21 protein-coding genes and 5 pseudogenes are annotated in these 26767 nt (G+C 53.8%); 11 read left to right on the plus strand and 15 right to left on the minus strand.

Annotated features, from left to right (window positions below; all coding sequences use genetic code 11):
- Positions 1-18 precede the first annotated feature (18 nt).
- The 4 genes and pseudogenes from HNR62_RS13615 to HNR62_RS16345 all read left to right on the plus strand — a co-directional run bounded on the left by HNR62_RS13615 (position 19) and on the right by HNR62_RS16345 (position 3014).
- Positions 19-2316: a putative bifunctional diguanylate cyclase/phosphodiesterase gene (locus HNR62_RS13615; RefSeq protein ID WP_204796626.1), complete on the plus strand. Its 2298-nt coding sequence runs from the start codon at positions 19-21 to the stop codon at positions 2314-2316.
- Positions 2310-2711 (plus strand): hypothetical protein, encoded by a 402-nt coding sequence (locus HNR62_RS13620; RefSeq protein ID WP_204796627.1) that lies wholly within the window; start codon positions 2310-2312, stop codon positions 2709-2711. Before HNR62_RS13615 ends, HNR62_RS13620 begins: the two co-directional genes overlap by 7 nt.
- Positions 2698-2796: pseudogene (locus HNR62_RS16470) on the plus strand (diguanylate cyclase); the annotation flags it as partial. The gene HNR62_RS13620 and the pseudogene HNR62_RS16470, both read left to right, overlap by 14 nt.
- A 38-nt stretch (positions 2797-2834) precedes the next feature.
- Complete coding sequence (locus tag HNR62_RS16345; protein WP_338044112.1) at positions 2835-3014, plus strand: diguanylate cyclase domain-containing protein; 180 nt, start codon at positions 2835-2837, stop codon at positions 3012-3014.
- Between the two features lie 70 nt (positions 3015-3084).
- Here HNR62_RS16345 and HNR62_RS13635 read toward each other — a convergent pair whose 3' ends face one another.
- The 5 genes from HNR62_RS13635 to HNR62_RS13655 all read right to left on the minus strand — a co-directional run bounded on the left by HNR62_RS13635 (position 3085) and on the right by HNR62_RS13655 (position 8654).
- On the minus strand, positions 3085-4320 hold the full coding sequence (locus HNR62_RS13635; protein ID WP_204796629.1) for a glycosyltransferase: 1236 nt from the start codon (positions 4318-4320) through the stop codon (positions 3085-3087).
- A 420-nt stretch (positions 4321-4740) separates the two neighbouring features.
- Complete coding sequence (locus HNR62_RS13640; protein ID WP_204796630.1) at positions 4741-6183, minus strand: mannose-1-phosphate guanylyltransferase/mannose-6-phosphate isomerase; 1443 nt, start codon at positions 6181-6183, stop codon at positions 4741-4743.
- A 35-nt stretch (positions 6184-6218) separates the two neighbouring features.
- The gene (locus HNR62_RS13645) at positions 6219-6902 is read right to left on the minus strand and encodes a pseudouridine synthase (protein ID WP_204796631.1); all 684 of its coding nucleotides are present in this window, start codon (positions 6900-6902) and stop codon (positions 6219-6221) included.
- Positions 6903-7019: 117 nt separating this feature from the next.
- Positions 7020-7439: a GNAT family N-acetyltransferase gene (locus tag HNR62_RS13650; RefSeq protein WP_204796632.1), complete on the minus strand. Its 420-nt coding sequence runs from the start codon at positions 7437-7439 to the stop codon at positions 7020-7022.
- A gap of 126 nt (positions 7440-7565) precedes the next feature.
- Positions 7566-8654 (minus strand): ADP-ribosylglycohydrolase family protein, encoded by a 1089-nt coding sequence (locus HNR62_RS13655; protein ID WP_204796633.1) that lies wholly within the window; start codon positions 8652-8654, stop codon positions 7566-7568.
- Positions 8655-8982: 328 nt separating this feature from the next.
- Between HNR62_RS13655 and HNR62_RS13660 the strand changes: the two genes are divergently transcribed.
- On the plus strand, positions 8983-9690 hold the full coding sequence (locus HNR62_RS13660) for an inorganic diphosphatase (RefSeq protein ID WP_204796634.1): 708 nt from the start codon (positions 8983-8985) through the stop codon (positions 9688-9690).
- Between the two features lie 193 nt (positions 9691-9883).
- Here HNR62_RS13660 and HNR62_RS13665 read toward each other — a convergent pair whose 3' ends face one another.
- Together HNR62_RS13665 and greB (HNR62_RS13670) are read right to left on the minus strand one after the other, a co-directional pair.
- Positions 9884-12229 carry a Tex family protein gene (locus HNR62_RS13665; RefSeq protein WP_204796635.1) on the minus strand — a complete coding sequence of 782 codons (2346 nt, stop codon included), beginning with the start codon at positions 12227-12229 and terminating at the stop codon, positions 9884-9886.
- Between the two features lie 351 nt (positions 12230-12580).
- Positions 12581-12919, minus strand: a pseudogene (gene greB, locus HNR62_RS13670) (transcription elongation factor GreB); the annotation flags it as partial.
- A gap of 106 nt (positions 12920-13025) precedes the next feature.
- Here greB (HNR62_RS13670) and gmtY point away from each other — a divergent pair.
- The 4 genes from gmtY to greB (HNR62_RS13690) are packed head-to-tail and all read left to right on the plus strand — an operon-like array spanning position 13026 to position 18165.
- Positions 13026-14342, plus strand: a complete 1317-nt coding sequence (gene gmtY / locus HNR62_RS13675; RefSeq protein ID WP_204796636.1) for a gamma-mobile-trio recombinase GmtY — start codon at positions 13026-13028, stop codon at positions 14340-14342.
- Positions 14339-17071 carry a gamma-mobile-trio integrase GmtZ gene (gene gmtZ / locus HNR62_RS13680; protein WP_204796637.1) on the plus strand — a complete coding sequence of 911 codons (2733 nt, stop codon included), beginning with the start codon at positions 14339-14341 and terminating at the stop codon, positions 17069-17071. The genes gmtY and gmtZ overlap by 4 nt, the downstream gene beginning before the upstream one ends.
- An 8-nt stretch (positions 17072-17079) precedes the next feature.
- Complete coding sequence (gmtX, locus tag HNR62_RS13685; RefSeq protein WP_204796638.1) at positions 17080-17685, plus strand: gamma-mobile-trio protein GmtX; 606 nt, start codon at positions 17080-17082, stop codon at positions 17683-17685.
- A gap of 6 nt (positions 17686-17691) precedes the next feature.
- A complete protein-coding gene (gene greB / locus HNR62_RS13690; protein WP_204796639.1) occupies positions 17692-18165 on the plus strand; it encodes a transcription elongation factor GreB in 474 nt (157 codons plus the stop codon).
- Between the two features lie 207 nt (positions 18166-18372).
- Here greB (HNR62_RS13690) and HNR62_RS13695 read toward each other — a convergent pair whose 3' ends face one another.
- The gene (locus HNR62_RS13695) at positions 18373-19986 is read right to left on the minus strand and encodes an IS1634 family transposase (protein ID WP_204796640.1); all 1614 of its coding nucleotides are present in this window, start codon (positions 19984-19986) and stop codon (positions 18373-18375) included.
- A gap of 80 nt (positions 19987-20066) precedes the next feature.
- On the opposite strand from HNR62_RS13695, the pseudogene HNR62_RS13700 reads away from it, so the two are divergent.
- A pseudogene (locus tag HNR62_RS13700) lies at positions 20067-20947 on the plus strand (IS5 family transposase).
- Between the two features lie 181 nt (positions 20948-21128).
- Here HNR62_RS13700 and HNR62_RS16225 read toward each other — a convergent pair.
- The 3 genes from HNR62_RS16225 to HNR62_RS13715 form a co-directional block, all read right to left on the minus strand.
- The gene (locus HNR62_RS16225) at positions 21129-21344 is read right to left on the minus strand and encodes a hypothetical protein (RefSeq protein ID WP_239552810.1); all 216 of its coding nucleotides are present in this window, start codon (positions 21342-21344) and stop codon (positions 21129-21131) included.
- Positions 21345-21577: 233 nt separating this feature from the next.
- Positions 21578-21961 (minus strand): DUF6173 family protein, encoded by a 384-nt coding sequence (locus tag HNR62_RS13710; protein WP_204796641.1) that lies wholly within the window; start codon positions 21959-21961, stop codon positions 21578-21580.
- 55 nt (positions 21962-22016) lie between these two features.
- On the minus strand, positions 22017-22508 hold the full coding sequence (locus HNR62_RS13715; RefSeq protein ID WP_204796642.1) for a hypothetical protein: 492 nt from the start codon (positions 22506-22508) through the stop codon (positions 22017-22019).
- Between the two features lie 163 nt (positions 22509-22671).
- Here HNR62_RS13715 and HNR62_RS13720 point away from each other — a divergent pair.
- Positions 22672-23836: pseudogene (locus HNR62_RS13720) on the plus strand (IS4 family transposase).
- Positions 23837-23893: 57 nt separating this feature from the next.
- Here HNR62_RS13720 and HNR62_RS13725 read toward each other — a convergent pair.
- From HNR62_RS13725 to HNR62_RS16230, 4 genes and pseudogenes are all read right to left on the minus strand, one after another.
- Complete coding sequence (locus HNR62_RS13725; RefSeq protein ID WP_204796643.1) at positions 23894-24490, minus strand: DUF6988 family protein; 597 nt, start codon at positions 24488-24490, stop codon at positions 23894-23896.
- A 100-nt stretch (positions 24491-24590) separates the two neighbouring features.
- A complete protein-coding gene (locus HNR62_RS13730; RefSeq protein WP_204796644.1) occupies positions 24591-24938 on the minus strand; it encodes a hypothetical protein in 348 nt (115 codons plus the stop codon).
- A gap of 60 nt (positions 24939-24998) precedes the next feature.
- The gene (locus HNR62_RS13735; protein WP_204796645.1) at positions 24999-25193 is read right to left on the minus strand and encodes a hypothetical protein; all 195 of its coding nucleotides are present in this window, start codon (positions 25191-25193) and stop codon (positions 24999-25001) included.
- A 673-nt stretch (positions 25194-25866) separates the two neighbouring features.
- A pseudogene (locus HNR62_RS16230) lies at positions 25867-26525 on the minus strand (DDE-type integrase/transposase/recombinase); the annotation flags it as partial.
- Positions 26526-26767: the final 242 nt, after the last annotated feature.

Genomic DNA, 26767 nt, shown 5'->3' on the forward strand with positions numbered 1-26767 from the left:
ACCCCGGGGGCCTCAACCTTGATATTCCATCTTGTTGAAAACGCCACCTTGCTGCTGTCGTTGTGCTGGCTGCAACTGCTCAATACCCGTTTTTGGGGTAACAATGACAGCGCCGCAAAACTGACCTCCGGTCTGCTGTTCGGCTTTACCTGTGTGATTGGCATCATGATGGCCAGGGAGCCGGAGAGCGGCCTGATATTCGATGCCCGCAGCGTGGTACTGAGCATGGCGGCGCTGTTTGGCGGACCCCTGGTCGCCGGCGTCGCCGGCCTGCTTGCCGGCGGCTATCGCCTCTGGCTGGGCGGGGCCGGCATGTGGCCGGGGGTGGCCGAAATCGTGCTGTCTGTGCTGCTGGGATTGGCGTACCGCTATGTTCACCGAGGTGGCAAGGTTGGTACCGGGCCCTGGTCGCTGTTGATTTTCGGACTGCTGACTCGGACATTGTTAGAGGGTACCTTCTTTTTGTTTCCGCTGGCCTCTGTGGATTTTAAAACCAGTGTTCCCATGCTGCTGGTGATGCCCCTTGCCACAGTAGGACTGGGCTGGATGCTGGGTGACATTATACGGCGCGTGCGTGACGAGCGGGATCTGAACATCGCCGCCACCGCCTTCGAGACCCGGCAGGGCCTGCTGGTTACCGACCCGAACAGCCGCATTCTGCGGGTCAATCAGGCATTCAGTGCCATCACCGGTTACAGCCCCGACGAGGTGATCGGTAAACAGGCCAGTCTGCTCAGCTCCGGGCGCCATAATGCGGTCTTCTATCAGGCGATGTGGCGGCAGCTGTCGGCAACAGGTCGCTGGCAGGGTGAGGTATGGAACCGGCGCAAGAGCGGCGAATTGTATCCAGAATGGCTGTCGATCAGCGCGGTGCACGACCCCCGGGGGCAGGTCAGCCACTATGTGGCAGCGATGGACGACATTACCGAGCGCAAGGCCGCAGAGGCACGCATCCAACACCTCGCCTTTTTCGATGCACTGACCGGCCTGCCCAATCGCAGCCTGTTGCTTGACCGGGTGCAACATGCCATGAACACGGGCACACGAAGCAACACCTATACCGCCCTGTTGTTTCTCGACGTGGACGGCTTCAAGAGTATCAACGACCTGCATGGTCATCACATCGGTGATCAGTTGCTGCGGCTGGTCGCCGAACGTCTCGGCGATGCGGTGCGCTCCAGTGATACGGTGGCGCGCCTGGGCGCCGACGCATTTGTGGTGATGATTGAGGACCTGGACAGAGAGCACCAGCATGCCGCCACCCAGGCCGAGCTGCGTGCCAAGGAATTATGGAGCGCACTGGGAAAACCCTATCGGATCGATGAGCTGACGGTGCACAGCAGTGTCAGCATGGGGGTGACCTTGTTCAGCGACGACGCCAGCACGGCCGGCGAGCGGATACAGCAGGCCGAGATGGCCATGTATCAGGCCAAGGCGGCGGGCAGGCGGGTCATACGCTTTTTTGATTCGGCCATGCAGGAGGCGGTCAGTACGCGTCTGCTACTGGAAGAAGACATTCGCCGCGGGCTGCAGGCCGAAGAATTTATCCCCTATCTGCAGCCCCAGCTGAATGAGGCCGGCCGGGTGATCGGCGCCGAGGTGCTGGCGCGCTGGCAGCACCCCCAACGCGGCCTGCTCGCTCCGGGGGTGTTTATCGAGGTGGCCGAACAGGCCGGGCTGGTTGAACAGATAGATCTTCAGATGCTGCGCCGGGCCTGTTATCGGCTGTCATGGTGGCGACAATGGCCTGCCACCGCCTCGCTCGGCCTGGCGGTCAACCTCAGCGCCCGGCTGCTGTATCAAGCCGACTTCGTCGACACCCTGCTCCGGCTGTTGGCCCGAAGCGGTGCCGATCCGCACCAACTGAAGCTGGAGCTGACCGAAACCATGCTGCTCGACGACATGCCGGCGGCCATTGCCCGCATGCGCGAACTCAAAGGCCATGGCATTCGCTTTTCTATCGACGACTTCGGCACCGGCTATTCGTCGTTGGCCTATCTGCAGAAACTGCCGCTGGATCAGTTGAAAATCGACCAGTCCTTCGTGCGCGAGCTGCCGGAAGACGGCAACAGCCTGGCCATTATCAACGCCATCTGTGCCCTGGCCGGCAGCCTGCAGCTGGAGGTGATTGCCGAAGGCGTGGAAACGGAGGCGCAACACCGGCAACTGCGGGACATGGGGTGCCGGTATTTTCAGGGCTACCTGTTCGGCCGGCCCATGCCGGTGGGCGAGTTCGAGCGGCTGCTGGTGGCGACAGAATCGGACAATGCCGTCGTCGAGACGATCAGCCTGGAGCGAGACGCTGAAGCATGTTGATAAGTAGTCGCAGGGTACTGCTGTCCTATATGACGGTAATGGCGCTTACCGAACTGGCGCTCATACTGCTGATGGAATGGCTTGGGCTGGACATGCTGGGGTTCTGGCTGGTCATGCTGTTTGATGCCACCGCCATGTCACTGACGGCCATTATTACCCTCGCTTATTTTACCGGTCGTGTGCAGAGCCATGCCGGTGTGCTCAGGCCCGATGCTCAGCTTCGGGCCGGGGCTATCGTGTTTGTGACCGAACTGCTCGATGCGGCCCTGCTGTCCGTGATCAGCGGAATGCTGATTTACTGGAAGGTTTTGCTGCCCTGGCAGAGCCGCAAGGAGGCTCAAACGCAGCCGGCGCAGTGGCATCGACTCGGCGTTGTTGTATATGGTTCTGGATAACTTCAAGCCGATTAACGACCGGCTTGGCCATGACGCCGGCGATGCGGCCTTGAAGGAGGTGGCGCGGCGATTGCAGCTCTGTGTACGACCTTACGATACGGTGGCCCGCATGGGTGGCGATGAATTTGCCATCCTGTTTTCCGGCCCGGTCCGGAGTGTCAGTTGGGTGTCAGTATCGGTATCGCCCTGCTGCATCAGGGAATGGATAACCAGGATCAGGTACTGGCAGCGGCCGACAGCGCCATGTATAGCGTCAAACAGACCGGTAAGAATGGGTTCCGGATGGCGTCGTCGGTGCTGTAAGGTGCTGCAAGGTGCTGCAAGGTGCTGATGAAGTGGCATAGGCGGCTAGATCGAGCACCCGCCCGCAGGCTTAACCCCTGTTCGCCCCGGCGTTTTTGGCGGCAATCCACTGGGACATGTATTTGGTGCTCATCATGCTGTGGTGGCGCAGCATGCTGCCAGTGAAGTTGTGCAGCCGGTGCTGCTCCAGGTTGGCTGCGGTGGCCTCGATGCGTGCGATAAGCTGGGCTCCCAGTCTTTCTCCGTCATAACGGCGGTGCAGTAGCTCGGTGCCCTGCCGTTGCGCGGCCAGCCAGGCCTGCTCGTCCTGGTATAACGCCACCGCTGCTGCGGCGAAGGTGTCGGCATCGTCGGCAATTATGCCGGGCCAGGGCGCATCGCCGTGCATGCCTTCGCTGCCAATCGGGGTGGTGATGCTTGGCGTCTGCATCATCATGGCATCCAGCAGCTTGCCCTTGATGCCGGCACCGAAGCGCAACGGCGCCAGGCAGAGGCGGGCCTGCTCCATCACCTCGAAGGCGTCGTCTGCCCAGCCCTTGATCAGAAAGCCGGTTTTAGGATTGTGCAGTGCCGTCGCCTTGGGCGGCGGGTAGGAGCCATAAATGTGCAGCTCGGCCTGGGGCAGCTGCTTGCGGATCAGCGGCCAGATCTGCTGTAAATACAAGACGGCGTCCCAGTTGGGGGCATGGCGAAAGTTGCCTATGGTCATGAAGTGTTGGCGGCTCGCGTAATCGGCGGTGTGAGTCGGAAGCGCCTGCAGCTTGACCATGAAGGGCAGGTGATGCAGCAGGCGGCCGTCGACCTTGAAGCGCTCCTGCAGCAGTGCCATTTCAACGTCCGAGATGATCAGCGACAGGTCGCAGCGCAGGATGGCGGCGATCTCCCGCCGGGCGATATCATTGAACAGGTCGGCGGTGGTCATGTCCCGGCCCGCCTTGTGGGCCTGATGGCGGCCATGGCGCAGGCACTGCAGATCTTCGGTATCCAGTATTCTGAGCGCCTGGGGGCAGTTTTTCTCGACCCGCCAGCCGAACTGCTCTTCCATCATGAAACGATCGAACATGACGATATCCGGCCCGTACTCGGCGACATAGGCATCGAAACTGTCGCAATTAAGCGCAATGCTCCGGCTGGAAATACCCTCGGCGGCCAGATCGACCATGTGCTCGGTGCGCTGGGCCGGGGTGGCGAACTCCACCTGCCAGCCCTGCCGCTTATACAGCCGCAGCAGAGACAGCATATGGCTGCCGGCGGCGGAGGAGTTGGGCTCGGGCCAGACATAGCCAATCACCAGTACTTTTTTCATTTCGTTGTTTTCCTGTCGTCACCTGATGAAGGTGTTCGGATTTATCCATCGCATTAAACATTCGATTTTTTTGACGCTCATGCCCATCTCGGACAAAGGGCCCGCTCCGCCGACTCGCCGTGAACCCATCTTTGGGGGCTCAGCCGCGCCACTGACCGCCAGGGATGGCGGGAATGCCGGAACGGCAGGAGCACTTTCCGGCCATGGCGCGGATGGTCGGCGGAGCAGATCCCTTTGTCCTCCTTGATGACAAGGAGTCGACTGTTGGCGCTTTCTGCGGGCAACTCGGAGTTCTAGAAGAGACAACAGGGATCGCCTCCCGCGACCGTTAAATGCCAGGGATGGCATTTGCCGAGCGTCACATGGATGTGCTCGAAGCGTGTCGGGGGAGGTGCCCCTGCTGTCTCTGTGCACACCAGCTCAATTCCTACCGTAGTGGTCTTCAAAACGGACGATGTCGTCTTCGCCCAGATAGCTGCCGGACTGCACCTCTATCAGCTCCAGCGGTATCTTGCCCGGATTTTCCAGCGCATGATGCTGCCCCAGCGGAATGTACACCGACTGGTTTTCGGTCAGCAGCCGGGTCTGTTCGCCCAGGCTTACCCGGGCGGTGCCGCTGACCACCACCCAGTGTTCGGCCCTGTGATGATGCATCTGCAACGACAGGCGGGCACCGGGATTCACCGTAATCCGCTTGACCTGATAACGGGTGCCGCTGTCGATGGCATCGAATTTCCCCCAGGGCCGATAGCACTCGCGGTGGATGATGTGTTCCCGGCGGCCCTGCGCCTCGAGCTGCTCCACCAGTCGTTTTACCTCCTGCTCTTTATCTTTATGCGCCACCAGCACCGCATCCTTGGTTTCGACGATGACCAGATCCCTGACCCCCAAGGTGGCCACCAGGCGGCTGTCGGCATGGATAAGACAGTGGTCGGTCTGCTCGGTCAGCACGTCACCGCGCAGGGTATTGCTCCGTTCGTCCCGGCCCAGCACTTCCGCCAGCGCCGACCAGGAGCCCACGTCGCTCCAGCCCGCCTCCAGTGGCACCATGGCGGCGGCACGGGTGTGTTCCATCACCCCGTAGTCGACGGAAATATCCGGGCAGGCGGCAAAGGCGGCGGCATCCAGCCGGATAAAGTCGAGATCCCGTTCGCTACCCGCCAGCGCCGCCCGGCAGGCGGCCAGCACTTCGGGCTGAAAGCGTGCCAGTTCCTGCAGGTAGTGTTTGGCCGAAAACAGGAAAATGCCGCTGTTCCAGTCGTAATCGCCGGCAGTCAGGTAGGCCTGGGCCCTGGCCCGATCCGGCTTTTCCACAAACTGCGCCACCTCGAAGCCGCCGGTGTGCTCTATGGCCGCGCCGCGCCGCAGATAGCCATAGCCGGTTTCCGCCCGGCTGGGCGGTATGCCGAAGGTAACCAGCTTGCCCGCCCGGGCCAGGGGCAGGGCGGCCTGCACGGCGGCATGAAAGGCGGCCGTATCCTGGATGGCATGATCGGCGGGCAGCGCCAGCAGCATGGCATCGTCTGCCTGCTCGCCGTCTGCGTGGCCACCGGCAAGCTGTTCAGCTGAAAAGAGCGCCGCCAGGGCGATGGCCGGCGCCGTATTCCGACCCATCGGCTCCAGCAGGATCTGCGCCTGCCGTTCGTTCATCTGGCGCACCTGTTCGGCGGCCAGAAAGCGGTGTTCTTCATTGCAGATCAGCAGGGGCGGCGCCGCACTCAGCCCTTCCAGCCGTTTGAGGGTGGCCTGCAGCATGGACAGCGAACTGTCCAGCAGGGGCAGGAACTGCTTGGGATGCTGCCGACGCGACAGGGGCCACAGGCGGGAGCCATGGCCGCCGGCCATGATAACGGGGAACAGCATGGGTTCATCCTTCTGCTGGGGGGCTGGGACCTGGTTCAAAAGCAGTCGACTTCATCGGTGGTCAGGTGACGCCACTGGCCCGAGGGTACATCCAGCCGAACCTTGCCGATCTGTTCCCGGTGCAGGCCGATCACCCGGTTGCCAACGGCGGAAAACATGCGTTTCACCTGATGAAAGCGGCCTTCGGTAATGGTGAGCAGTACCTCCCGTGGGCCGACCGGTTCCAGTCTGGCCGGCAGGGTAGGGGCTGTTTCACCCTGCAACAGCAGGCCCCGGGCAAAGCGCTCGGCCACATCATCGGCCAGCGGATCCCGCAGGCCCACCCGGTACGTTTTTTCACATTGTTGCTGCGGCCGTATGATATTGAATGACCAGCGGCCGTCGTCGGTGAGCAGCACCAGGCCCGTGGTGTCCGCATCCAGCCGGCCGACGATGTGCAGATCCTCGGCCCGGTCGATATCCAGCCACCGAAACAGCGACGGATAAGCGCCGTCCAGGTTGGAGCACAGGGTGCCGGGCGGCTTGTGCATCATGAGGTATCGGGAGGGCCGGGCGATCAGCGGTTGTCCGGCCAGGGTAATGCGGTTGTTTTCATGCACCTGGGTCGCAGCATCGGTTATCACCTCACCGTTGACGAAAATCTCGCCGGCATGGATGACCCCCCTGGCGTCGGGACGGCTCAGCTCGGTGCTCTTGCAGATGAATTTATCGAGGCGCATGGCAGCTCACGTTGGCAATCACCTTGGTAATCACGTTAGTAATAAAGAGTGCCATTATCGCACAGGCGGCATCGAAAACGCGGTCGCTTCATCAATTACCGCCATGACCGTGGCTGTTCAGGCTAATGATTTTTCCATGGCCAGATGCGGGATCCCCGCGTCCATGAATTCCTCGCCGAAGGGGGTGAAGCCCAGTTTGGCATAGAAGTCGACGGCGTGGGTCTGCGCCCCCAGATATACCCGCGGATAGCCCCGGCGGGTTGCCTCGTCCACCAGCGCCCGCACCACCTTGGCGCCCAGCCCCTGGCCGCGATAGTCGCGCAGGATGGCGATGCGACCGATATGGCCGTCATTCAGCAGGCGGCCGGTGCCCACATATTCACCGTTTGCCACCACCAGGACATGGATCGCCGCCCCGTCCAGGCCGTCGAACTCCAGCTCGGGATCTATGTGCTGCTCCCTGATAAATACCTCGGCTCTGATGGCGCTGATATGGGGGGCGTGTTTGGCATCGAAAGCGATGATGTTGACGGTCATAAGGGCTCCGTGGGCAGGATGGAAAGGCGTATTTTACACCGTCCTGGCGTCGGGGACAGGCCGGTTCAGGCCAAACCCGAGCATTCGTGCGGCTCCCCGAGCCGTCGATCAGGCCTCTTTGGCAAGTCATCCGGGGTCGCCGTGGCCGGGTTCCATCTGCACAGCCAGCGCTCTGGTCAGCCGCAGCAGCTCGGCGGCGTCGGTCAGCCCTTCGATAAAGCGTTCGGGAATACCGGAAAGACCCACCTGGGCGCCAACCAGGGTACCGGTCAGCATGGCCCTGGCCTGATTCTGGCCACCGCCATTGAGTGCATGCAACACGGCGGATTCAAAGTCGCTGGCAAAGCGGGCCGCCAGGTAGTAGACGGCGGGCAGAATGTGATAAATGGCGCAGGGCATGCCGTACACCAGCGAGACCTTCCACGCCGGCACTATGCGGATGCCGTCATCGGCCGCAGTCCGGGCCATATACGAGGGTGTGAGCAGGGCGTCGGGCGAGGCAAAGCGACCGGCCCGGGAGGGCTCGGCCCCCGCCGCCGGCGGCTGCAGGCCCTGTCGGGTGACCGCATGAAAAGGCAATGCGCCGTCTTCAACCAGCTGCATCAACCGGCCCGAGATTTGGTCATCCAGTTTCTGGCCCTGCACCAGCTGGCCGAGCACGGCGGCAAAGGCCACCGTCATGGCGACCACGCTGTCGTCGCTCTGGGTCAATACCGTGTTGGCGGCCACGGTTTCCGCCAGCCGGGCGGGCCGGGTGGCGTAGCGTACGGCCAGCACCAGGGTTCGCTCTATCGCCTCGGTGGTATCGGCATGGCCGCCGCATTCGTTCCAGGGTCGCTTTTGCTCCACCCGCTTGTGCCAGGCGTCGCGAATCGACTGGCTGGTGTAGCCCCCGGGGCCGGTGTTGGGCGTGCCGTCCAGCAGCGGCAGCAACTGTTCATCCATCCGGCGACAGAAGTCGGTGTGATCGTAGCCGTTGCAGTCAACCAGAGACGTCAGCAACAGCTTGAGAATAAAGGCGGGCTGAGAGCCGTCGCCGGCCTGAAGACCTTCATGGTAGCGGCCGGGTTTGGGGGTGCTGTAGTCGTTTATCCAATGGCCATGATCCCGGCGCAGGGCACCGAGATCGTAATACCAGTGCGGGCCCACGCCCAGCGCCTCGCCGATAAAGGCGCCCATGATGGCACCGGCGGCTCTGTCTTGCAGGGGAGTCATGGCCGTCTCCGAATGGCAAACACACTGTCCTTACTATATGTCAGCCGGCTTGGCTCCGCCGCGAACCGGCACAAAAACGCCGGACTGCCGATCGGCCTTGTGCTTGCTCTGTTTACTCCCGCCCGTCTTTCTCTGTCATTCCCGCTAAAGCGGGCATCCAGTGCCAACTGTCATGGTTTTCCGCCTTCGCGGAGATGACGATGGCGAAGGCTGTGGTAAAGGCTGTGGTGAAGGCTGTGCTGAAGGCGATGACGACAGTCGTTTGTAATCCGGCCGTCACTTTGTATTCGCATACTGGGTCACTCTCTATTCAAGGATATGAAACATCATGCAAAAAATCCGGACACTGACGGCAGCCACCTGCCTGGCTATTTTATCGAACACGGCTGCAGCCGATTCTCTGGGCGGTCTGGCCTTCTCGGAAACGACACCGGTTACCGCCGCCATGACACCGAAGGACGATTTTACTGTCGTGGGCACGGAAGATCTTATGGGTCTGAAGGCATTCAACAAGGATGGCACAGTGCGGGCGATCGTCGAAATACCGACCGGCACCTCGGCGAAGTGGGAAGTCAGCAAGGACGACCCGAAAGCGGTCTACTGGGAATACAAGAAGGGCAAGCCGCGAGTCGTCAATTATCTTGGCTACCCGGGTAACTACGGTGCGATTCCCGGTACCGCCTTGCCGAAGGAACTGGGCGGGGACGGTGATCCGCTCGATGTCATTGTGTTGGGGCAGTCGGTGCCACGCGGTGAAGTCGTCGATGTACGCGTGATCGGTGTACTGAAGATGCTGGATGACGGCGAGCAGGATGACAAACTGATTGCCGTACTGACGAAAGACTCTCCTTTTGCGCATATCGAAAGCATGGCGCAGCTGGATGAAGAATTCCCCGCCGCCAGCCAGATCGTTGACCTGTGGTTTGCGCATTACAAAGGGCCGGATGGCGGCATGGAAGGATTGGGATTTGAGGACGCGCAATCGGCACGTGAGGTGCTGGATGCGGCGGCTGCGAATTTTGAAGCCTTACGCTGATGTTCGAGCGCCGGTAGAGGCGTCGGCACCGACTCTGATTTGATTCACCACGCCGCAGGTAGAAAGAGAAGCTAGGTAGAAAGAGAAGCTAACGGTAACAACCAAACACCGTTAGCTTCTTCAACAAGGTAACCGACTCGGTATTTTAGAGTCGGTTACCTACTTACTTTTTCTTACTTTTTCTTATTTTTTCTTATTTTTTCTTCTGCAAGGCGGCGGCCAGGGCCGCGCCCATGGCGCCTTGCGGGGCGGCTTGTTCCTGGCGGGCGGGGCTGTGCTTGCTCTGGCCCTTGTTGTTGCCACCGGCGTTACGGTTGGCGCCCTGATTCCGTTCTTCCCGTCGCTGGCCGCCGCTATTACCGTTGCCATGATCGGCGGCGTTCTGCTCCAGGCGCATGGTCAGCGCGATGCGCTTGCGCTGCAGATCCACTTCCATCACCTTTACCTTGACGATATCGCCGGCCTTGACCACTTCGCGCGGATCCTTGATGAAACGGTCGGTCAGGGCCGAGATGTGTACCAGACCGTCCTGATGCACGCCGATATCCACGAAGGCACCGAAGTTGGTCACGTTGGTGACTACCCCTTCCAGCACCATGTCCGGGATCAGATCGGCGGGTTTTTCCACCCCGTCCATGAAGCGGGCGGCCTTGAACTCGGGGCGCGGATCCCGGCCCGGTTTTTCCAGCTCTTTCAGAATGTCCTGCACCGTGGGCAGACCGAAGTGCTCGTCGGTGTAGTCTTTCGGGTTCAGGGTGCCGAGCAGGCTGGCGTTGCCGATCAGGCTTTGCACCGGCTGCTGCTGTTTATCGATAATCCGTTTCACCACCGGATAGGCTTCCGGGTGTACCGACGAGGCATCGAGCGGGTTCTTGCCGTCGCGGATGCGCAGGAAGCCGGCGCACTGCTCGAAGGCCTTGGGCCCCAGGCGCGGTACCTTGAGCAGTTGCTTGCGCTCGGTGAATACGCCCAGTTCGTCACGATAGGCGACGATATTCTGCGCCAGGGTCGGGGTCAGGCCGGACACCCGGGTCAGCAGCGGGGCCGAGGCCATGTTGACGTCCACGCCCACGGCGTTCACGCAGTCTTCCACCACCGCATCCAGATTGCGGGCCAGCTGGCTCTGGGACACATCGTGCTGATACTGGCCCACCCCTATGCTCTTGGGATCGATCTTCACCAACTCGGCCAGCGGGTCCTGCAGCCGACGGGCAATGGACACGGCGCCGCGCAGCGATACGTCCAGATCCGGAAACTCGTTGGCAGCCAGCTCGGAAGCGGAATAGACGGAAGCGCCGGCTTCGCTCACTACCACCTTCTGCAGTTTCAGCTCCGGGCTTTGTTTGATCAGGGTTTCTACCAGCCGTTCGGTTTCGCGCGAGGCGGTGCCGTTGCCGATGCTCACCAGGCTGACGTTATAACGACGACACAGCTCGTCCAGGGTGCGCAGGCTCTGCTCCACCTTCTTGAAGGGTTCAAACGGATAAACGGTGTCCTGTGCCAGCAGCTTGCCGGTGCCGTCCACCACCACCACCTTGACCCCGGTGCGAATGCCCGGATCCAGCCCCATGGTGACGCGGGCACCGGCGGGGGCGGCCATCAGCAGATCCTGCAGGTTGAGGGCGAATACCTTGATGGCTTCGGCCTCGGCCCGCTCGCGGGCCTGGCCCAGCAGCTCGGTTTCCATCTGCAGCGACAGCTTGACCCGCCAGGTCCAGCTCACCACACCGGAAAGCCAGGCGTCGGCGGCGCGGCCCTTGTGCTGCCAGCCCACATGACGGGCGATAATGGCCTCGCAGGGGTGGCTGTCGGCCTGGGTTTCCACCACCAGGCTCAACGACAGCACGCCTTCGTTGCGGCCGCGCAGCATGGCCAGCAACCGGTGCGAGGGCACCTTGCCTATCGGCTCCTGATGTTCGAAGTAGTCCTTGAATTTGGCGCCGGTCTGCTCCTGGCCACTGATTACCCGGGCCTGCAACTGGCCGTGCTGGCTCAGGTGGCGGCGCACCGCCTCCAGCAGATCCGCCTGCTCGGCAAAGCGTTCCATCAGTATGTATTTGGCGCCATCCAGCGCCGCCTTGGTGTCGGCCACGCCCGCGTCCGGCTTGATAAAGCGGTTGGCCAGCAGTTGCGGATCCTGGGTCGGATCGTCGAACAGCTGGTCGGCCAGCGGTTGCAGCCCGGCCTCGATGGCCATCTGGCCCTTGGTGCGGCGCTTGGGTTTGTAGGGCAGGTAGAGATCTTCCAGCCGGGTCTTGGTGTCGGCGCTCAGCAGCTCTTTCTTGAGCGAGTCGGTCAGCTTGCCCTGCTCGGTAATGGCGTTGAGGATCACGGCGCGTCTGTCTTCCAGCTCGCGCAGATAGCCGAGCCGGCTGTGCAGGTTACGCAGTTGGGTGTCGTCCAGGCCGCCGGTGGCTTCTTTGCGGTAGCGGGCAATAAAGGGCACGGTGGCGCCTTCGTCCAGCAGCCGCACGGCGGCGTCCACCTGTTGTTGCGATACGGCCAGTTCGGTGGCCAGGGCGTGATTGATTTGGGTCATAGCTTACGGACTCCGGGCAGGGCGGCGGCATGCGCTCTGCTAATAACAGAAAGAAAAAGGGGACTGAGGAGGCTTATATCAACCCCGTTAAACAATCGATCTATTCGATTGTCATATTAATCCCGAACAAAGGGCCTGCTCCGCCGACTCGCTCAAGCACATCCATGTGACGCTCAGCACATGACATCCCTGTCATGTGATGGTCGGTGGAGCAGATCCCTTTGTTCTCCTTGATACTCAGGCGTCGTCTGTCGGTATCGGCTACAGGCAACCCGGTGTACCAGAAGAGGCGACTGTGTTGCCTCTGGCGATCCAATCCAATATCTGCTCAGATATTTGATGTGATTGGTATTATTCAAAGGGTGTGTACTGGATTTTGTTGATGTACCACTCTTTCAGGCCGGATGGGGTCTGTACCTGCACTTCGTCGTCCACCTGCTTGCCGATCAGGGCGCGGGCCATGGGCGAGTTGATGGTGATGTGGTGGTTTCTGGTGTCGATCTCGTCGGTGCCGACGATGCGATAGCGCACCAGGTCGCCGTCTTCGTTTTCCAGCTCCACCCAGGCGCCGAAGAATACCTTGCCGTCCTGACGCGGATCGTAATCGACGATGTTCAGCGCTTCCAGCCGCTTCATCAAAAAGCGCACCCGGCGATCGATTTCACGCAGCCGTTTCTTGCCGTAGATGTATTATAACCTCAGTATAATACATACTATTAGTTAGGCTCAATACCCTTTACCTTTGTCTTTTAGGTGCTAATATTGAGCAAGTGACCTCGTACTAAATGTAATATTTATGAAGCATACCTTGAAGTTGGCTGTTAGTTACACAGACACTGCAAGTGGAAACCGGCACCAGTTGCCTGCTGTTTACACTCGTAGTGGCATCCTGATCTCTCACCTCCGGTATCTGGCGTGGTACTCAGAGAAAAGTGACTCGTGGAGAGAAAAGGCCGTTTTTGCGGTGAGACTGCTAGTTGACTATATAGAAGCCACCCCCAGCTTCAAGAAAACAACAACTCTTTTGAAGAGTTTCACTGAGGCTTTAGTAACAGGTACGATTGATTATCAGGCGAGTGATGATCCCCTAGGTTTGTTCTGGAAGCCTAGAGAACTCACCGTAGCTAACAATATCCTTTTTCACATAACTCATTACACTGACTTCTTGGCGTTGCAAGAAGGGTTTGAGCAGAGTCGTGTCAACCCATTTAGAGAGGCAACCAGTTGGGAAGAGCGAATAAATTGGTGCGCTTACTATCACAAACAAGCGAATGTATTTTTGAATCACCTTTCTTCTCATTCTGAGGCTCAAAAGGCAGCAGCTCGTAAGCGGCTTGTTTATACGCCGATGCAGTTGATGATCAGTAATGACAAGGCAGAGCGCTTTCCCGAAGATCGTATTGAAAGCCTAATTTACGAAGGTTTCTTACTCAGAGGACAACCTGATTACCGGTCACAGGCCATCACTATGCTACTCAATTATGGAGGTTTACGGAAAAGTGAAGTATTTCATATCTTTACCTCTGATATAACTCTTCACCCAAACCATCCTGATGAAGCATTGGTTCGGGTTTATCACCCTGTTTATGGTAAGTCCCCAGATCCAAGTTATAAGAAACGCGCTGATTATTTGCTGTCAGAAAGTACCTATAAGCCTAGGAATACATATCGGGCAACAGAGCGATTATTTTCCGGCTGGAAGAACCCCCTCATGACCAGTAAAGATGGGTATTTTGAAGTAATTTTTAATCCTACACATAAAGCGAAAGAGTTTTTGAATGTTTGGGTAAATTACCTTAAGTATCAGCGAGTTGAGCCTGATGATTTCCATCCCTTCGCATTTACCAATGACCAAGGTAGACCGGAAACGCTGAAAAATTACCAAAGACGTCATAAACGAGCCGTGGAGCGTATTGGTCTTGAGTGTAGAAAGGAATTTGGCACTACTGAGCACGGCCATCGCCATGCCTACGGTTACCGAGCACGACAGTTAGGTTTGACCCAAGTAGAAATACAAAAAGCAATGCATCATAAAAGTCCTAATTCATGCCTTATTTATATCAAGCCCACGAGTGATGATATAAGAGCAGAAATGAGAGAATCAGAAAGATGAGCAGTGGAAAAAATCCAGATTTTAAAGCCAGCACTATTACTGCTGCTAGCTTGGCCGAGCTCAAAGCTATCTGTAAGGCTAATGACATTAAAAATACTGTGGAATACAGAGAGCGCTACAAAGATATTGAAGGTTTACCAGCTCATCCTGAAAGGCTCTTCAATAACGAGTGGAGCAGTTATAAAGAATTTTTCGATATGCCTCAGGCAAAGTCCTATAGTGAGCTCAAGAAAGAAGTTCAGGCTAAGGGGATAAAAAATCAGAAGGAATATCGTACGTGGATCAAGGAGCTAGATGATCCACGATACCCACGAACTCCACATGACTTCTATCAAGGTGAATGGGAAAACTGGTATGATTTTTGTGGTAAAGAAAAGCCATTCAAACCTGATTATATTTCAAAGCCCTATCAGATGTGGGCTGAAAAAATACAAGAATTCATGAAGCAGGCCCAAGGAGGAGGGTCCAAAGTTACTCATCTTTGCCGCTTCGTTCGAATCTACATCGAAAAGCATGATAAGAGCTACTCACCGCAAGACCTTTTGACTAAAGAACGCGTGAACATCAAGCCGTTCCGAGAGGAGCTAAAGAAATTACCGACTGATAATTACCGACGTAATATTATTATCGCTGTTAATGAGTTTCTCAACTACGTCATTAGCAATGATCTGACAGATGAAGACGAGGAAACTGGTGAGGTTATCCGAGTGTTGGATGCCAGAAATCCTTTTCAGCTATTGGCTGACGATCGAAGCGTGACTGCTCCAGTTCGTAGTGAGACAACGAAACCTTGTCTACAGTACTTTTTTGTTCGTAAGGCTCAAGAATGGATTATCCCTGAAGATGCGAAGACTTTTCAGGATCTCACTCATCTTCAAAAATTTGAGACTGATTGGGTAAAAGTACCTGCTGATTTAGTCGATTACTCTGATCCAGACTGTGTTGCTCGTAAGCTTGGAGAACAATATTATTTATGGTGCCCCACAGATTGGATTCACACATTCGCACTAACTAAAGTACCACTGAGGGGGCGTCAGATAGCCTATAACGACTCGGGAGAAGGTGACCGAGAAATTGCAGAGCTAAGTGAAGAAGGTCGAATCATATGGGTTAAAAATACGAGTTTGTTTGCTGGGACAACAAAAAATCAGTCTTTTATTAAAAAGCTACCCGACAATAATTTGGGCATGTATGTTACAACGAATAAGACCAGCAATAATGGCGCAGGATATTCCATCCCCTGGATTCCGGAAGATCTGGCCTATTGGCTGATTCGACTTCGTAAGTGGCAGCAGAAATATAATCCAATAACAGAAGCTACCCCTTGGACTGGTTGCCTGCGCACTAACCTTAACGAAGTACAGCTCAAAGCCAGAGGGATCAACTGCTTTCTCTTTCGAGCCTTTAACGACGTTGAGCCCAAAAACCCAGCGGCCGCTCTTACTATGCGGCTAGCAGCTGCGCTTTATCATATACAGCCAGGCAGTCTGAAATTAGCTGAGCTCAAAGGTAGTGATTATCTACTGTCAAACTACAGCTCGAAATATACACCGCACTCCATGCGTGTGAGTTTGATTACAGCTTACATTATGGACATGGGGATGCCCGTAGAGATAGTGATGAAGGTGGTTGGGCATTCGTCTATTGTGATGTCTATCTATTACTGCAAAGTAACCCAGAGAGATATCCGTAAAAGATTCGAAGAAGCAGAGAAAAAAGCATTGAAATCCCAGGCTGATGCGACACAAGCCACTATTGAACAAAATAATATTGAAGCAGTTAAAAATCAGCTGGTTGGCACAAACCAAGACCTACTCCAATCACTGACGAACGAAGTGCCTGCTGGTAACTACATGTTTAGGGATTATGGCATTTGCCCGTTTGCAGCAACTCGCTGTGATGATGGGGGTGAAGAAATTGGAGCCACCAAGGTATATAGTCCAACACCTTCGGGTTACTTAGGCTTTCAAAATTGTCTTCGTTGTCGGCATTTTATTACTGGGCCAGCATTTCTAGGCGGCTTGCTCTCTATAACTAATGAAATATTGTTAGAAGCAAATGATCAATCCGAAGTTTGCCGACACTTACAGGAAAAGGTAGCTGCCATTGATGACAAGCTAACCGAGATGGACCGTAAAGAATATTTGGCCAATCTGAAACAAGAGGCGTTTGATAATAGTCAACGTTCACCTTTTGAGTTTAAGTTGCGAAAGCTAGAGTCTGAGTACGAAAGTGCTGCCAAAAAAATGGATATGCTACTGTGTGATCTTCAATCAGCGTACAAATTAATTCAATTATCTCAAACAGTTACTAATGGCCAAGTCGAATCTGGCAGTTCAGATTTAGCTTTAATAAAAATGCATGATTCTGAAATACAGATAGAAATAGATGAGACTTCACACTTTCAGCAGCTTCAGGAAGTTTGTGAAAACGCTCTTATCTATGAAAGCTGCAACCCTTCACGTGCAATTATACCTCGATCACAGATGCTCGATCGCATGGCTAGCTTCAACAAGTTGGCACCACGTTTGTTTATGTTTTCACCGGATGAACAGCTAATCATTGGTAACCAGCTGGTAGCGTTGTTTAAAGCTCGTCTTCACTCATGGGAAAAGGTTAACAAGCTAATAGAAGGGAAACTTAAGCTGTCGGACTTGGTAGGACCAGAGAGGATAGAGCCCGCTGAAATCGAGATTATCACCAAAAAATCCCTGATCACAGTGCAGTAGAGGCCATTATGAAGCCAAATGAATTACTAGAAAAGCTTAAAGAAACAGCATCCTCTAAGGCTGCTAAAACGTTAGATATAGTCTACGAGATATGTCTAGAGCAAGAGCAAAGAGGACTTAATGACTTTTCTGTGGCTACTATTGCGCGCTTGGGCTTTAAAAGAGGTGTACCAAAAGCTCAGAGCCTGAGGAATAAAACAGGGGAAAGCTACCGGGCGTTACTGTGTTGTTTTGAAGAGCAACATCAAAGTGACAAACCGCGCATATCATCGAGAGCTGAAGATGACTGGATTGAAGAGATCCAGAGCCCAAAACACAAGCTGCTAGTTCGTATTCAGGCGTCTGAGTTGGCTGCGGCCAAGAAGAAGCTCCGTGACTTCGTACCACCAGGAAGCCGCATTGAGGTCAGAGATTATCAAAATGATGAGCAAGATGCAGATGCTAAGCTCAATGCTCAAGAACGCCGAGCTTTAGAATACCTTGTCTCTGAGGAGTTTCTGGATAAATGGGAGTTCTCCGTTACTGAATATGGCGAAGTTGTAGATAGCTCCGGGGCTATAGTTCTTCGAGCAGCAACTATCGACGCTGTGAAAAAAGCACTTACTTATCTGTAGGAATTTATGGATACCAACATTATTACGCCTGAAGGCTATGCCGAGTTAGAAGAAGAGCTCGATCAACTTTGGCGCAAAGAACGACCAGAAGTTACTAAAAAAGTACAGTGGGCCGCTAGTTTGGGTGATCGCTCTGAGAACGCGGACTATCAATATAATAAGAAAAGACTCCGTGAAATTGATCGCCGAGTCCGATTTCTGAAAAAGAGGTTTGATGTATTAAAAGTTATTGAGTACAGCCCCATCCAAGAGGGAAAAGCGTACTTTGGTGCTTGGGTTACCTTGATTGATGAAGATGATAAAACTCTAACTTTTAGAATCGTTGGTCCAGATGAGATTTACAGAAAAAAGGGCTATGCATCAGTTAATGCTCCCGTTGTCAGGGCTTGCCTCGGAAAAAGTGTAGGCGATGAGATCGTAGTTAGAACTCCTGAAGGCAGTAAAGAATGGGAGATTGAAACTATTAGATATGAACAGTGAGTAGGGGGTGTTCTCATTTGAGGCATTTGGCTTCATTAGATAGCCTTTGTGCGTTTGAGGGACGTTGTTTCCTAAATCAGGAAAATATCTGCTGCTCCCGTGATCCGATCTTCTGACGAATGGACTTGGGAGCAGAACGATGGGCAAGGCACGACACAACATCAGTAACTGGCGGCAGTATAATCGAGCCGACATTCCGCACCTAATTTAGGAATAAATGGCCAGGTAACGTTTGCCGAGTGCTTCAAGAATGGTCTGTTGCGGCGGTTGCAGATTGACGATCAGCGGTGTTTCCTCTCCCACTGAAAGTTCATGAATGCCGCTGAAGCACAGGAATACCCACCGCGCGGTGGGGTTCTGGCTCGATTTCTTCTTCATGTCCGGGAAACTGAGATCTTTCTGCCGTAGTGACTGTCGGATGCGATGCTCCAGCGCAGCATAAATCATCAGGCTACAGGTCATCACCATCAGCAACGCCTCAATGCGCTCTGGTTTTTTCAGAAACAGGGAAGAGGTCAGGAACTCCGGGCTTTTCAGAAAGCGGAAGCCGCGTTCTACCGCCTGTTGGGATTTGTAGGTCGCGAGGAGTCCGGCCATGTCCAGATGGTCGCTCAAATCGTTGGTCGCCAGGATAAATATTCCCGCCTGCTCCTTGGCCGTGGCCACTTTATCCAGACAGGTCACCGCCTGGCCGGTTAACAGGTAGTCGATTCTTTCCGGGGTCTGACCTTTCTTGGGCCGGCCCTTTCCGCTATAAATCGGTTGTGCCAAGGTGGCTCCCTGCTCTATCCGCAACACACCGAGTCCACGGCTGAACTCGGCCAGGGCCTGCTCTGCATCTTGCTGACAGGCAAAGCGTTTTTTACATAATTGCTGAAACTGTTTGAGCTCACGCGTGCCGGTTTTAAGCAGATTCCTGGTGACCGTCTGTTGTTCACGTTTGGTGGCCTGTTCGCTGCGCACCAGTAACCAGCGTTGCGGCACACCGGCATAATCGGCTTCGATCCAGTAGCCATGGTAGCCATCCCCCAAGGCCTCCAGTCGCTCCGTTTGCAGGTTCGAGACGGCATGCTTGGCATCCTTTAGCGTCATCGGCACGCGAGTAACGAATAGCTGTTCCTGCTGATGCAGGGCTGACAGCGAATCGGCCGTATAGAGCGCGGCATCACCGACGAAATAACGGCTTTGCTGGGCGGCTTTCAGGGACTTAACATGCTGGCGGGTAACCTCGGCAAAGGCTTTCTGGTCATTGGTGTTGCCGCTCAGCGCCTGCATGTAGACCGGCAGTCCAGCCTGATTCTCGCAGATCAGCTCCAGGATAACCTGGTTCAGCTCTGGCCGATGATCTCGGCTGTAGCCTTTGACCAATTTGATGCAAGCAGGGTTGTCTTCGTCACGCTCATAGGCACCATCCACATGAAAACTGGTGATATCGAGATGAACGGCGGTGCTGTTCAGCCCCAGCCGGGCGACGACGTGCTCGGCCATGACCTGGTAAAGAGCGGACACATCGGCCTCGAACAACGCATCGAGGCAACGCCCCAAGGCATCATCATTGAGGTGTTCGGGCAGAATACCGGGGCGTAGCAGGCGTTCGGTGGGCTTATCGGCAAAAAACTGGGGAAACATGTGCAGAGTTCGACTGTGAAATCCCAGACCATTGATGATCATGGCCACCAAGGCCTCACCGTGAGACACCTGATAGTCTCCCTGCTTCGGCACAATGACATCGACCATCTGGGCCAGCCCCAGTTCACGGCACATTCCTGCCACCAGGCCCAAATGATCGAGGTTTTTAATGCGATAAGAAGGAGTTGCCATGATGCTGCCGCCAAAAAGTAGTAATAGATCAAACTGGCGGATCGGTGTCAAGTACCAAAAATCAGAAAATTAGGTGCGGAATGACGGATCGAGCCTTGATTCATCGCGGTTCACTCTCCTCCTGGGTCGATGAACAGGCCATCAAGCAGTGGCATTCCCATGAGCATCATGGCAGCAGGGGGCGCGGTTTCCAATACAGCGATAGTGCTATTGAAACGGCGCTGATGCTCAAAGCCTTCTTCGGCTTGTCGTTGCGGGCATTGGAAGGGTTTATCAACTCCGTTTTTCAGCTGATGGACGTGCCGCTGACCTCGCCGGGATATAGCAGTATCAGCAAACGAGCCAATACCGTGGACGTGAAGTACCGCTTACCGAGCAAAGGCGCGGTCACTCATTTGGTCATCGATGCTACCGGGCTGAAGGTATTCGGTGAAGGTGAATGGAAACAGCGCAAACATGGCAAGGATAATCGCCGGGTCTGGCGTAAGTTACACCTTGCGGTCGATGCGCGAACCCACGAGATAATTGCCGCTGAAGTCAGCCTGGAAAACGTGGCGGGTAACGAGGTCCTGCCGACGTTGCTCAACCCTTTTCGACGCCGGTTGCATCAGGTCTCGGGCGATGGGGCTTACGATACCAGGGTTTGCCATCAATCACTGCTCTGGAAAGGCAGCAAAGCGACCATCCCACCCCGAAAGAATCCAGCTATTGGGATGAAGGACATCCGAGGAACGAAACTGTTACTGCGCTGAAATCAGGTTACCTGTCCGACTGGAAAACCACGTCTGGCTACCATCAGCGGTGGTTGGCGGAAACGGCGATGTCCCGATACAAGCAGTTGGTAAATCCAAAGTTCAGCCTACGTAACTACAACGGCTAGGTCGGTGAAATTCTGGCCGGTGTTAAACTCATGAACAAAGTCATAGGACTGGGTATGCCTGTTCGTCAGCCGGTCAGCTAAGGGCGGAAAGCCCTTTAGGGACAGGCTGTCTCGGCTCTGATTTGATCAACAACGCCATGATGAGGGGATCCTCCAGCGCCATTGTTCAGCGGCGACCTTTTTGTAGCGAAGCGGAGAAAAGGGCGTCCGATGTAGGCCCTTCTGGGCCAGAACGAACTGCAACCACTGGTTATGAGTTTTGCTAGCGGCCAAACAATTTTGCCCAAAAGCCTTTTTCCTCGCGCTTCACAGCTTCTTCGATGAAATCTATCTTGGGTTTCCGTCTATCGGATTCTTCTATCAGGTCCATCACCACATTACCGGAGCTGGTGTAGGTGGTGAGATGGTACTGGTCAGTTTCGTAGCACTTGCCGAATAGGTCCTTGAAGATATCCTTCCAGACCGAGTAATACTTCATGCATTGCTTCTTAGTGCCGAACATCACCCCGTAGTTTCCAACGACAAGCGCATGGGTTATCTGCTTACGCTTCCATTTTCCTCTTTCGCTTTGGCTATCTGCTCTGCATCCAGCGCCACTAATACGAGGTCATTTTCCATAGGAGATCCATACACTCATAACGCCGCCAGCACGCGCGGCTTTGCAGTGAAGGCGTAGCTGCAACGAAAAAGACGTCGCCGTGCCTGGCATTGTCATGTTTTTTGCTGCTCATACTCTTCCCAGCTTGCAAAGCCAATAGGTCTTTTAGGCTGCACAATGTTTTCTCGTTTCATCGCCACGAGAAGAATACTGATTTGGGAAACATGCTGAATAAGCTCTACCGGCTCACCCAACTCGTTTTTTCCTTGAAATGAAATTAGGGATGGATTCCAGTAGCCAATATCTTCAATATGAAAAGTAATTGCCTGCCCAAAATTAACCAGCCTTGCACCAACTTCATGCTCTTCATCGAGGGATTGATGGAAATCATTTATCCAATTAATCAAACGGCGATGAAATTCATCAGCCAAATTATGATCTTTAGGAGGAAGCATTAACTCTGGTCTATAGCCACCAATCAAATCAGTCGGGTTCATCGTCTCTCCTTAAACATAACGCCGCAATCACGCGTTTGTCGCGTGCATTGCCTGGTTATGCACTCATCTCGTTAAAAATGCTGTCCTGAATTTCTCTTAGTTGTGCCGCCTTTGAAAAAAGGAAATCGTCATACTTATCTCCAATAATGGCACCAATCCCGCCTAGGGTGAAGCTCACAACACGGGTAACGCTATCACCTTTGGCATCTGACGAAATCCGCCACTGTTCGACCTGTTCACCTATTTGGGGATTAAGCGACTTTATAACCGTTTCGGTATAGCGAAGCCTCTCATCAAGGGACCTGAGCTTTTCTGTCCTCTCTGGCGACCAACCTTGTTTTGCTGTTGCGTGGACATCCGCAAAGGTAGCAATCAATAACTGAATATTCTTTAGTAGATTGTCTCCTTTCAGCAGCTGTTGCCTACTTTTAGTGATAGCCCGTTGAAGTTTGTATGCGAAACATGCTGCAACTGCTGCCGCCAATGTGGCCAGTCCGGCGAATACTGTCGCTCCTGCTGAAACCCAGCCTGGATCAATCTCTGACATTACCTACTCCAAAAGTATTCATTGGTGCATAACGCCGCACTCTAGCGAATCCCCTCATAATTCTCTTCTGAATCAGAGAGGTAGACGCGCATCCTGCCGTTTGATCTAATGAATTTCGCCAAAAACACATTAGTTCTCAACGTCCCGATGAGGAGAGTGCAGGATGCGCGATGTTCATATCCTACAAGAATTGCTGACACAACAGTGCCCTGAAATTCATAAAAAGCGACTGACCTCACTCATGGTGGCCACCTCAGCCTTGCTGGAGGGGGACACACTGTCTCTAACCGCTCTGGGTCGCAGCATTAATGGTGCTGCGTCAGCTAAACATTCATCTACACCGTGGACGGTTGGCGCTGTATCGCTGGCATGCAAGCAACCTGTGCGGACTCAATCCCATGCCGGTCATCCTCATCGATTGGTCTGATGTTCGTGAGCAACTCCGGCATATGACGCTCAGAGCAGCCATCGTACTCAAAGGCCGTTCCATCACGCTCTATGAGCGCGCATTTGCCTGGGAGGATTACAACTCGCCGCGCAGCCACAACCGTTTTTTGCGTGAGCTGGCGAGCATATTACCTCAGGGAGCCACGCCTTTACTGGTCACCGATGCAGGCTATCGTAATACCTGGTTTCGCGAAGTGGCTTCCTACGGCTGGTACTGGCTGGGACGAGTGCGCGGTGATGTGGCTTTTACTCCAGCCGATCAGGAGCAGTGGCGCTCAAACAAAACCCTGTATTCCGATGCCAACCAAACACCCCGTTATATCGGGCCAGCAAAGCTGGCCAGAAAATCTCCTATTCGTTGCCACCTGTACCTGTATAAAAGCGGCGCCAAAGGGCGTAAAGACCGGCGTACTGCTAACTCAGGTCACAAGCACACCGCGCAACGAGAATATCTCAAAGGCAGCAAAGAGCCCTGGCTGCTGGCGACCAACCTTCCGTCAGCATTGTTCAGTGCGGCACAAGTGGTGAGGTTTTACGCCCGACGGATGCAGATAGAAGAATCATTCCGGGATCTGAAAAGTCCTCAATACGGATTTGGTCTTCGGCACAGCCGAACCCGCTGTCCACGGCGCTACGATATCCTGTTGCTCATCGCCTTGCTGGCTGAAATCATCCTGTGGTGGTTCGGTCTTGCCGCTCAGCAGGCGGGTTGGCAGCGTCACTTTCAAGCCAACACCATTCGACACAGGGCCGTGCTGTCATCGGTCCGGCTCGGTAAAGAAATCCGAAGGCGGCCAAACTATCGTATTACTGAGCAGATGCTGTACTGGGCCAGACTGGAGTTAATGCGCTTGGCTCATCACGCGGGGATCAGCGAATGATGAGGGGATCCTCCAGCGCCAAACATAATGTGCGTTTGGTTATACTCACTTACTACATCACATTGATTTGTTAAATGATATATCCAAAAACCGTTCAGCTAAAGAAAAATATGTGTGATTAACATTAATGGAGTTTAACATTAAAGCTACACTCCCCAAAGAAGCTATTGCAAAACGGTTAGCAAAATTAATCGTTTCTTCAGCTCTGGAGTTGCTTCTGTTTTTAGAGTATTGCATTAATTGCTTTGTTCCTGAGTGAGTGAAATTATTTAAACCTTTCCAGTGATGGTCCTTGAATTGTTTCAATGTACCATTTAAATGGGGTTTAAACTCTTCTAACTCATCTATCATTTCCTGAAAAAGCATGTCTTCTTGTGATTTATTAGTTGATTTAACCCTGTCTCGTTTAAATTGTGAAACCTGCTTTTCAGATGCACAATGCTTTAACCATTCAGCTTTGATATGCGCTTCAAATAAAACTCTTAAAAGCGCTGATGCAGCTCCAACATGTTTAAGTTGAATTAAATCGAAAATTGCTCGTTGTGTATCAAATACGATAAAGTGTAACCGTAATGCCAAGTTATCTTTTTCGCATAATTTAAAATCTTCACCTTTTAACGAGTCAGATATTTCTAAAGCAATAATATTTTCCATATATCATCTCATCATTGAATGTTGCCAACACGCGCACTTTTCTAGGGAAGCCGTAACGGAAAATATGTTGTCGTCCATTTTTTGTCAATGCAGCCCATGTTTATCGCTCAAGTTTGGCTATTTTCTTTTCAAGTAACTGTATGTCTTTTAACCAACTGTCCGGTGAGTGCAGATTGTTGTGTTTTCTGTACGCCATAAATTCAGTTCTGGCATTATTATAAGCTTCTAGTGCATTCTCCTTCTCACCGGCCTTCTCGTAAGCTACACCCATCTCTTTGAAGAACAAGGGCGTCATAATTTGAATAAATTTAGCGGACTTATCCAAGCTAATGATTTCATTGCATAACTCTACGACTCGTTCATAATTTTTTGCGCGCTTCGCTTCTTTTAGAGATTTTCGAAGCTGCTGCCAGTGATCAAATATTTTCTGGTCAAAATTAACTGACATATGCCTTGGCCCAATTTGTAATCAGAACGCTACCAATTAATAAAGCGGCCCGCTATGGCGTCAAATGCTTTTATCATAGGGTTGCAAGTTTCCGGCTTGCTCTCGAATCTTGTACTGACGACGGATCATCTCCTTACCTTCTTCCAGCGATATCCCGAGTCCCGCGCAGTGACCAGGCAAAATTGATTTACCACCGCCGTCTCGATATGCCAAGTAGACACTCTCTTCAGTCGTCAATTTAATATCTGACATCATCTTACTCCTCAGGTTGATCATGCTGATTTTTTATGTTTTTTCATCGTTACAATACGTTCACAACGAGCATGTAAATGTTGATGAATTGCTGTGCACAGTACCTGCAAACACTGTCTAATAATACATTGATAGTGAATGATTTTTCGGGCCAGGTGCTCATGTATGCACATCTGGCTGCATCAACTCGAGGACGTTAGTCGGATAACAAAAATATACTGTATAAGTAACAGGGTTTTGTGATGGCTTTTCTCTTGCTTCCATTTCTGGCAAACACAATACCGCCGAGTCTTGTGGATAAGCTTGTCTCTCTTCTGCTTTTTCTTTGTTATTGAACACAGCTCAGTAGTATACGTAAAACTCATATGAAGCTCATTAATTATAGGCAGCGCAGATTGAAAATGGGAAGAGAAGGATGGTTAAATTTTGCTCTCCAACTAAGTAGTTGATATTTAAAGAATCGTCTGAGTCAATACATGTAAGTGAACATAATTAGGCTCCGGTTTTCGACTAACGTGAATTTATAAATCAAGTGATGACAGCGATGGTAGTAAGGAAGCTGACTCGCATGCCAGTGTACTTGCAAACTGTAGTGGCACACTTTAAGTGGCCACCTGTTCAGAGGTGATATCATCACCTCATCAGATATACAGGTGACACAATGACAAGCAAGACACATCGCCGCCAGCATCGTCGAGCCCTTCATGGCACTGCCGTTGTCCGAGTGCAGCACCAGTGGCCGACCCGCCAACTGCTCCCGCAGGCTCGCCTGTCTCAGCAACTGCGCGGCCTGCTCGGCACTCTCACACTCATGAACTTCGTTGGCGATCAGTTTGCGGCTGTAGACGCCTTTGATCATGTACCAGTAGAAGTAACGCCCTCTGAGGGTGGTTGGCAGCCAGGTGATATCCCAGCACCACAGCTGATTCGGGCCATCCGCCACGTGTGTGGTTGGTGTCCGCTTCACCGACGCGGGTGCTGTTGCTGGGCTTCCTTCAGTACGCGATAAAAGGTCGACTCCGAGGCCAGCCAGGTGCCGCTATCGGCCAGTCGGGCAACGATCTGATGCGGTGGCAGTCTGGCGAACTCTGGCTGATTGGCGACCTCCAACAGCTGTCGACGCTCGTCCGGACTTAGCTTGTTGACGGGCTCCGGACGTGACGTAGTGGGCCGCCGGTCTTCCGGGCAATGCTGCCAGCGTTGCAGGGTGCGCAGAGACAGACCCAGCTCGGTACAGGCCTGGGCGCGGCGCGAGCCCGCTGCCACTGCTTCCTCGATCAACTTTATCGCTTCATGGCGGTCTGGGTGGCTGATCATTCGTCCTTGTCCTTCCCCAGAGCGGCGGGTCCATTACGTCCGTTACCGGTAGTGTAGTAAGTCTCCACTCCCGCCATTTTCATGTTATTTGTGAGACAATAGACAAAATAATGATAAAAGTGAGCGTGGGATGTTGGGTAAAAAACTATTAGTTTTGGTTTTAGCGCTTACGAATCCCCTCATTTTTATTGTTCAAATAATACCGAAGATCCGCTTGTATAAGCGGTGCTGAGACAGGTAGTAAGAAAACTTCGCCATCA

Source organism: Oceanisphaera litoralis, from assembly GCF_016907015.1.
GTDB lineage: Bacteria > Pseudomonadota > Gammaproteobacteria > Enterobacterales > Aeromonadaceae > Oceanimonas > Oceanimonas litoralis.

Excerpts from the sequence above, each read along its gene's own strand:
- gmtY (WP_204796636.1), top strand. The coding sequence starts at position 13,026 with ATGAAGCATACCTTGAAGTTGGCTGTTAGTTACACAGACACTGCAAGT.
- greB (WP_204796639.1), top strand. The coding sequence starts at position 17,692 with ATGGATACCAACATTATTACGCCTGAAGGCTATGCCGAGTTAGAAGAA.
- HNR62_RS13730 (WP_204796644.1), bottom strand. The coding sequence starts at position 24,938 with ATGTCAGTTAATTTTGACCAGAAAATATTTGATCACTGGCAGCAGCTT.
- HNR62_RS13665 (WP_204796635.1), bottom strand. The coding sequence starts at position 12,229 with ATGACCCAAATCAATCACGCCCTGGCCACCGAACTGGCCGTATCGCAA.
- HNR62_RS13715 (WP_204796642.1), bottom strand. The coding sequence starts at position 22,508 with ATGTCAGAGATTGATCCAGGCTGGGTTTCAGCAGGAGCGACAGTATTC.
- gmtX (WP_204796638.1), top strand. The coding sequence starts at position 17,080 with ATGAAGCCAAATGAATTACTAGAAAAGCTTAAAGAAACAGCATCCTCT.
- HNR62_RS13695 (WP_204796640.1), bottom strand. The coding sequence starts at position 19,986 with ATGGCAACTCCTTCTTATCGCATTAAAAACCTCGATCATTTGGGCCTG.
- HNR62_RS13635 (WP_204796629.1), bottom strand. The coding sequence starts at position 4,320 with ATGAAAAAAGTACTGGTGATTGGCTATGTCTGGCCCGAGCCCAACTCC.
- HNR62_RS13725 (WP_204796643.1), bottom strand. The coding sequence starts at position 24,490 with ATGGAAAATATTATTGCTTTAGAAATATCTGACTCGTTAAAAGGTGAA.
- HNR62_RS16225 (WP_239552810.1), bottom strand. The coding sequence starts at position 21,344 with ATGAAGTATTACTCGGTCTGGAAGGATATCTTCAAGGACCTATTCGGC.
- HNR62_RS13645 (WP_204796631.1), bottom strand. The coding sequence starts at position 6,902 with ATGCGCCTCGATAAATTCATCTGCAAGAGCACCGAGCTGAGCCGTCCC.
- HNR62_RS13660 (WP_204796634.1), top strand. The coding sequence starts at position 8,983 with ATGCAAAAAATCCGGACACTGACGGCAGCCACCTGCCTGGCTATTTTA.
- gmtZ (WP_204796637.1), top strand. The coding sequence starts at position 14,339 with ATGAGCAGTGGAAAAAATCCAGATTTTAAAGCCAGCACTATTACTGCT.
- HNR62_RS13650 (WP_204796632.1), bottom strand. The coding sequence starts at position 7,439 with ATGACCGTCAACATCATCGCTTTCGATGCCAAACACGCCCCCCATATC.
- HNR62_RS13620 (WP_204796627.1), top strand. The coding sequence starts at position 2,310 with ATGTTGATAAGTAGTCGCAGGGTACTGCTGTCCTATATGACGGTAATG.
- HNR62_RS13640 (WP_204796630.1), bottom strand. The coding sequence starts at position 6,183 with ATGCTGTTCCCCGTTATCATGGCCGGCGGCCATGGCTCCCGCCTGTGG.
- HNR62_RS13655 (WP_204796633.1), bottom strand. The coding sequence starts at position 8,654 with ATGACTCCCCTGCAAGACAGAGCCGCCGGTGCCATCATGGGCGCCTTT.
- HNR62_RS13710 (WP_204796641.1), bottom strand. The coding sequence starts at position 21,961 with ATGAACCCGACTGATTTGATTGGTGGCTATAGACCAGAGTTAATGCTT.
- HNR62_RS13735 (WP_204796645.1), bottom strand. The coding sequence starts at position 25,193 with ATGATGTCAGATATTAAATTGACGACTGAAGAGAGTGTCTACTTGGCA.